This window comes from Rubritalea sp., assembly GCF_039830215.1.
Lineage (GTDB): Bacteria > Verrucomicrobiota > Verrucomicrobiia > Verrucomicrobiales > Akkermansiaceae > Rubritalea.
Genome location: NZ_JBDOPO010000382.1, coordinates 1 through 6,948 on the forward strand (window position 1 = coordinate 1; position 6,948 = coordinate 6,948).

A 6,948-nucleotide genomic window follows, 5' to 3' on the forward strand; every position below is an offset into this window, starting at 1 on the left:
AAGCCACTCTTGGCTCACGCTAGACACTTATATTGATGCATTCCTAAACGACCCTGAGTACGATCGAGACTTTTCAAATCTGTACAACGACCTTAGCTGGAACCCAGTTCCATGGGGTAGCCTAGTCATCAACACCCAGTTCCCAATCAATAGTCAAGGGTTCACCGAACTCACCAGTAACCTTGTGTTTTGGCCCCATGAGAACATCGAACTTAGCATTGGTCACAGCTACCTAGCGGATCACCCAGAGATTGCCGATACTAATTTGGTGCACGGACGAACCTATTTCCGCATCAACCAAAAATGGGGGCTAGGCACCTACCATCAGTTACAACTTACGGATAACACGATCGAGCGCCAAGAATACTCATTCAATAGACATTTTGAAAGCTGGTCGACTGGACTCGGCATTTTCCAACGAGATAACCGGCTAAATCAAGAGTATGGCATACTGATAAACATTTCGCTAAGCGCCATGCCATCCATGAGCTTACCATTCAATATTGAAGCCCAATAACAACACATTCCAACACATTCCAACACATTCCAACACATTCCAACACATTCCAACATGACTCCAACCACACTACTTGACGCACTAAACTGGCGCTATGCCACCAAGGTGTTTGATCCAAAACAGACTATTTCAGGCGAACACTGGGACACAATCGAAGAAAGCCTCTTACTCACTCCTTCATCCTTCGGTCTACAGCCATGGAAGTTCATTGTCGTGACTGATCCCGAGGTAAAGAAACAACTTCTGCCACACTCGTGGAATCAACAGCAAGTAGTCGACTGCTCTCATCTTGTCGTGCTAGCGGCCCAAGGACCAATCGGTGACGCTGAACTCGATGCCTTCATCGACAAGACGCATGCAGAGCGCGGTGGAGATAAGGAAAGCCTCCAATTTTACAGAGATCTGATGGGCGGGTTCATAGCCAAAATGAATGACGCACAACTCATCACCTGGGCTAAAAATCAAGTGTACATCGCCCTCGGGCAATTGATGGCTAGCGCAGCAATTCTCAAAATTGACGCCTGTCCGATGGAGGGCATCTCCCCCACCGAGTACGATAAAATACTGGGTCTCGACGGCTCTGGGTATTTCACGACAGTTGCTTGCCCAATGGGCTACAGGTCTACTGATGACAAGTATGCGCATTTACCAAAAGTGCGTTACAGCAAGGAACAAGTCATACAGCATAGCTAGCTAAGCTGGCACATGGAGCTCGGTGTGAAGCAGGAGATCTGCACATGTGTCTAGTGAAGCAGCGCGACATGTGCTCCTCAGACGAAAACTATAGACTCCAAGAGATCTCTTGGAGGTTGTCACTGGTTTCTAGCGACACAGACTTAAATTCCCCAAGTTTAACTTGGTGAGTTTCACCACTAATCGAATGCCCACCTCCCGCACAAAACCTTTTTCTGTGTAGGCTTGCAGGAGACTCCAAGCTCAGCTCACAGTGTCACAATATCTATAAAAGAGTGAGCCACGCGAGTTAAACCAGTAATTCAACCCATTGAAAGTTAGCTGATTGAAAACTCCTACTCAGAAACCTCAAGTAACTAATTATAAGTTGGATATGACCACTCAAAGCACTCTGATTTAAAGCCACTGAGCTGGGATGATAGAGCTCCAAATAACATATCCATAGTCAGTACAATATTTTATAACTGGCGGAGACGGACAGTTGGATGTCCCCATTAACTGTTAGACCAGAGCGACCAACATCAAAGCCCCCTAATGGTCTTCGTTACTCACGTCCTTGAATACTTTACCGAGGCTCAGCGGTTGCTTTCAAGCTTTGAGTCGGGCCTCGTTCTTCCAGCGCAAGGTATAGATTTCGGAGAGTTTCTGGGGTTTAGGAGTATACACCATCCATCGCGCACTAGCGATGGATGGCTAGCGCGTACTTTACTCTCGGCATTACGAGCTCTCCCTCTTTGTCTGGCGGTCTTCTTGTCCGCTTTACAGCCACCAGAAGCGCATACATCCCGCATGTGACAACTGAGATCTTCTCATTAATAAATTTGTTAGATAGAGGTTCAAGGCGCTTCTCTAATGAGGCCCCGTTGCTAAAATAAATTGCCAGTCATTGACTGGTACATGCAGGAGCTAGAATGCAGGGATTTCACCTACGAGCTTAAAGCTCTCAGTACCGCAGTAACCATGTCCCGAACAACCAGATCTTCAGGCATCATTGAGCTGAGATGATACTTTCTCTGGTGATTGTTCTTGATGAGTTCCATGCGTGAATCTCTGGCTAACAGTTGACCCCTTTAGTGAGCTGAAGGCTCGGTCAAACTTGAATCCTGCAGTGCGAATCAGCCCTTCAATCTTATAGTGCATTTTACCTCAAAAACTTGCACTTAAGTTGACGCGCATGACTAAAAGGGCTTCCAATTGACCTCTAACAAGAGCTTATGCCTAATGGCATTGGCCCTTTTTGTATTATTTCTCTACTTGATCTGCAGCACTGATGCGCTCGACCAAATTTGAGAAATCAATAAGCTGTGAGTCTTTGAGAAGATTCTGAGTAAGTAGACCAACTAACAATGGTCCACGCGCGGTCACGACACTGATAAACTGAAGAAAGCTCCCCGCTGCCACTTTCAACCTGAGACTATGGGATTTTCCTTCGTCGAGTCGATGCCCAGTAGTCGCAGCTGAGACAGTCAACTGAGTCCACTCGTCATTGGGCATTGCTGCCTGTAAAACATCTCCATCGCGATCCACAACACAGAGCCCCAAACAACGAGCGTGTGTATTGAGCCACTCCACCAACTCAGGAAGTGCTGCTTGGCGCACGACTGGAGCAATCACCCCAGCCCGTTTCGCTATTTCACTTGCTTTGGCTAACACCTTGCTGGCCGAGCTACGGATGAGCCCTTCACTTTTTGGAGCTTCAGCTTTTTTATATTGCTGAGCCTCCGCTGGGGCCATGAGAGCTTTAGCTAGACGATCGAGTTCATCTACATCTAGCCATGGGTTTAGAGAATCCATATTAGTAAATTAATTTGACTGTTGAAGTTATTTGAGTTTCTGACTGATGCCAAGCTTTGATTCGATCTCCAAGCGCAGGTCATCGAAAGTATTAAGCAATCTAGCTGAGCCTTGTAATACGCCTACTGGCACACCTTTACTGCTGGCTTTAAGGAAAAGTCCATCACGTGTCACTTCTTGCTTCATCACTAGTTGGGCTGGGAGTAACTCACGTAATCCGTCAGCAGCCTCAGCACTCTCCTCCAACTCGCGCTGAACCATAGTAAGAAGAACACCTAAAATAGATAACTTAGTATTATTAGCACGTAATTCAGTGAGACCTTGAAGCATCTTAGGCACAGACCTAATCCCCAACGGTTCTGCCTGTTGTGGAACCAACACAGCATCTGCTGAAACTAACACATCTCGAGTGATCCCAAACAAACCTGCAGCACTGTCCATGATACAAATGTCATAACCTCTAGATTCCACATCTCCTAAAAAGTTTTTCACCCTGTCGGCCACGCTTTCATCGTAGCCCCCACCCAGTTCGTAACCTTCTCCCTGTCCAGCTGGGATCATGGAAAGAGTATTCATCCGTGTCGGGACCACGAGTTTGTCAAAGCGCTGTTTTTCATCGCCTATATAGTCAAAGAATCCGAGCAATTTCCTGGACTGGCGAGTGAGGGAGAGACCAACTGAGCCCTGTGGGTCTGAGTCCACGAGCAAGACATTCCACCCCGCTCTAGCGAAGGCAAATGCGAGATTGATAGATACTGTCGTTTTGCCGACACCACCTTTTTGGCTAGATACTACGATGCTTGTCATTTTTTCTGGAGAACCTATATAAAATGAGGCGCTAGGCTTCACCTAACGCACTGTATAACAGCGAAACTAAACAGCGACCTGCGCGAGAGAAAGGATTTTCTCTAGGATTCGCACCTACATGCTTATGCGCTAGACAATCCTCACAGGGATACAGCAGATTTGCCCCATGTTAAAATACATCTATTTGGGTATCGGGAACCATGCTGTTTGTCTAAATCGCAAGTCTGGAGAAGAAATTTGGCACACCAAGCTCAGCTCCTCAAAAATGATCACATTGGTTCTCGACTCAGATCAACTGGTTGCCCATTCGGCAGGTCACGTGTATTGCTAGCAAGCGACAAGCGGTCAAATCGTATGGGAAAACACACTCACTGGACTTGGCTATGGGTTCTGCACCACAGCCTACCACCATAGTTCTTCCGCTTCAGCAAGCATAGGCTCCATGCATTCTAGACATATTGAAGACTCTGAAGACGAATAATAAAGCTAGGTTATGTATTGCTCTCTCTGCCACCGACGACAGTGGCTGCTTTTTTCTCGGTTATTCCCGCAAGCGTCATTTATGTATTGGCCAACAGAATTCTGAAGATTATCTGCCTAGGGCATGGCCAAACTGGATTGGTCCGCATAGTGCCCGAAATTGTGCCCGAAAGAGACCTTTTCCAACAAATGGCGGACGCTGCAGTGACCTTTTGATTGTAGCCTAGGTTAAGCTTCACATCGTAGCTCACACCGCAAAGGTAGCGAAAATATTCAGCTTAGTTATTGCCCATGTTGCGACTCACTAGAGAAGACCAATCATTCCCGGTTTTCGATCTCCCTGATTGCCACTCTTACCTCATCCTTTGTTTTAGAATAACACTTCTTAAATAGCGTACACCTGACCCACTGACTACTATTTCAGGACGCTTTGCGTGCTTTACCACTCAATTCATCTTCTCCCCCCTCAGCAATGTTCTCTTTTACCCAGGCTATCACCATTTCCTGAGATGCTTCGTCCAATTGGGGCAAAATCTAAAGTAACACTCTTTCTAACCTTTTACTGTATAGACGTCACATTTGTCGCTTGGATATAAAAAGTTAAATAACGAAGAATCAATCTTGGGTGTTCGTCGGCATCTACAATCTTAAGCCTGTGAAGAAGTTGTAAACTGATTACATAGAAAGATCGGAAGGAATGCACGTTTCAGTAAATTGAGGAATTTCATAAAATCTTCAGTCATCGATTGCTTAAATATGGCTGTATTTAACCTCAGCGCTGAGGTTATATCTCGCACGCACGCCTCCAATGCATTAACGATAAACCGACAACGGTTCGCTTAAGAGCTAAGTTCATTTATACAAGCCGGTTCACTCCATTGATCTCGCTGACCTGCTCATAAAACCTAATTGAGATACGCTGGCTCCACACTCAAAGTATTACAGCGCCAAATCACGTATTGGTAAATTCACCTGAATACTCACTTATTTCACGCCGCTCATGACTCTATAAAGCTTTGACTCAGCCACGATATCATACAACATCTCACTCCCCCCTCAAATTTGTATTTTCAAAATCACTATAATGGCTACGCAACACATAGGTATAGGCATGGCTGGCTTCGGCACAGTTGGCACAGGCGTCTGGGAAACTCTCGAACGTAATGGCCAGCTCATTTCAAACAGAGCCAAAGACGCCTTTTCACTCAACATCAAAAAAGCGGCTGTCCGAGACATCAACAAAAAGCGCATTGATAATGCTCCCGCTGATCTTTTCACTACTGATTGGCAAGAAGTGGTCAACCACCCAGAAGTCGACATCGTTGTAGAGCTCATCGGTGGCACTACCACAGCTTTTGACATTGTCGCTGCTGCGCTAAAGATGAAGAAACCTGTAGTGACTGGTAACAAAGCCCTACTTGCCGAGCGAGGTAAGGAGCTCTTCGCCATTTCTCGCGAGTACAATACTCCTGTCCATTTTGAAGCAGCTGTCGCTGGTGGAATCCCAGTTATCAAGGCGGTACAGGACTCGTATGTCGGGAACCGCATCGAAACCATGTCCGGCATTATTAACGGCACATCAAACTACATCCTCGAGCGCATGACCACAGCGGGCCTCGATTACCAGACCGCTTTGGCTGAAGCACAAGACCTCGGCTACGCTGAGGCGGATCCCGCGCTCGACGTCAATGGGTGGGATGCAGCGCACAAGGCAATCCTCCTCGCTACTTTAGCTTACGGATTCACCGTTCCAGCTGAAGAAGTTTATGTGCGCGGTATCGAGCGTGTGCGCACCATCGATATCGACTTCGCTACAAAGCTCGGTTATGCGGTAAAGCTACTCTCGGTCGTGCGCGAGCATTCTGACGGTTCAGTTGAGATCCGCACACAGCCGTCCTTCATCCCACAGTCTCACATTCTGTCCTCGGTCAATGGAGTATTCAATGCTGTAGCTGTACGTGGTGATGCATCTGGCGAAGCTCTCTTCTACGGTCGGGGTGCGGGCAAAGAGCCCACAGCATCATCCGCAGTGGGCGACCTAGTCGAAGCTGCCTACACATTCGTTCACGCAGCTGGACACCGTGGCTTCCTGCCATACGCAGAGAACGGTAGGGTGCTATCAATTGATCAGACAGAAACATCGTACTATGTGCGCTTCGAAGTTGAAGACCGACCAGGCGTGATCGCTGAAATTGCTAACACCCTCGCAAATGACGGTATCGGCATATCTGGCACCCACTCACCAGTCGACCCAGAGAATCCAGACAAAGACTTCTCCGACATGGTATTCCTGCTTCACACTTGCCCATTCGGTAAACTGCGTGAAACTCTGAAAAAGTGCGAAGCCCTCGACTGCACTACTGCTGAGCCAGTGGTCTTCCGCATCGAGAAGCTCGCCACGGACTAGAGAACAACACTCGCACTTCAACATTTTTAAGATCCTTCAGAGTCCGCTTTGTGGGATCTTTTTGTTTCAGTCAAATCAGCTTGCCCGACTTGACGCAATTATTAATGGAGCGGAAAATCAGGCAGCATAGGATATTTTTGATGAGTTGAAGTATTTCTGAATCCTCGTCGGCCTCTTAGCCAAACTCCTGACTTGAGTTTTAACCTGCTCCTTGAATTTTCCTTTTCCTCGAAGTGATGGTCGCTTGCTT

At 47.1% G+C, this 6,948-nt stretch carries 5 protein-coding genes; 3 read left to right on the forward strand and 2 right to left on the reverse strand.

What is annotated here, in order from left to right; translation table 11 throughout:
• Together ABGY95_RS13100 and ABGY95_RS13105 are read left to right on the forward strand one after the other, a co-directional pair.
• A partial coding sequence (locus ABGY95_RS13100; protein WP_347442135.1) for a hypothetical protein occupies window positions 1-517 on the forward strand: 517 nt, incomplete at its 5' end.
• A 54-nt stretch (window positions 518-571) separates the two neighbouring features.
• On the forward strand, window positions 572-1,210 hold the full coding sequence (locus ABGY95_RS13105; protein WP_347442136.1) for an NAD(P)H-dependent oxidoreductase: 639 nt from the start codon (window positions 572-574) through the stop codon (window positions 1,208-1,210).
• Window positions 1,211-2,452: 1,242 nt separating this feature from the next.
• Here ABGY95_RS13105 and ABGY95_RS13110 read toward each other — a convergent pair.
• Window positions 2,453-3,004 carry a hypothetical protein gene (locus ABGY95_RS13110; protein ID WP_347442137.1) on the reverse strand — a complete coding sequence of 184 codons (552 nt, stop codon included), beginning with the start codon at window positions 3,002-3,004 and terminating at the stop codon, window positions 2,453-2,455.
• A gap of 27 nt (window positions 3,005-3,031) precedes the next feature.
• Complete coding sequence (locus ABGY95_RS13115) at window positions 3,032-3,811, reverse strand: ParA family protein (RefSeq protein WP_347442138.1); 780 nt, start codon at window positions 3,809-3,811, stop codon at window positions 3,032-3,034.
• 1,564 nt (window positions 3,812-5,375) lie between these two features.
• On the opposite strand from ABGY95_RS13115, the gene ABGY95_RS13120 reads away from it, so the two are divergent.
• Complete coding sequence (locus ABGY95_RS13120; RefSeq protein WP_347442139.1) at window positions 5,376-6,698, forward strand: homoserine dehydrogenase; 1,323 nt, start codon at window positions 5,376-5,378, stop codon at window positions 6,696-6,698.
• The last annotated feature ends 250 nt before the right edge of the window (window positions 6,699-6,948 follow it).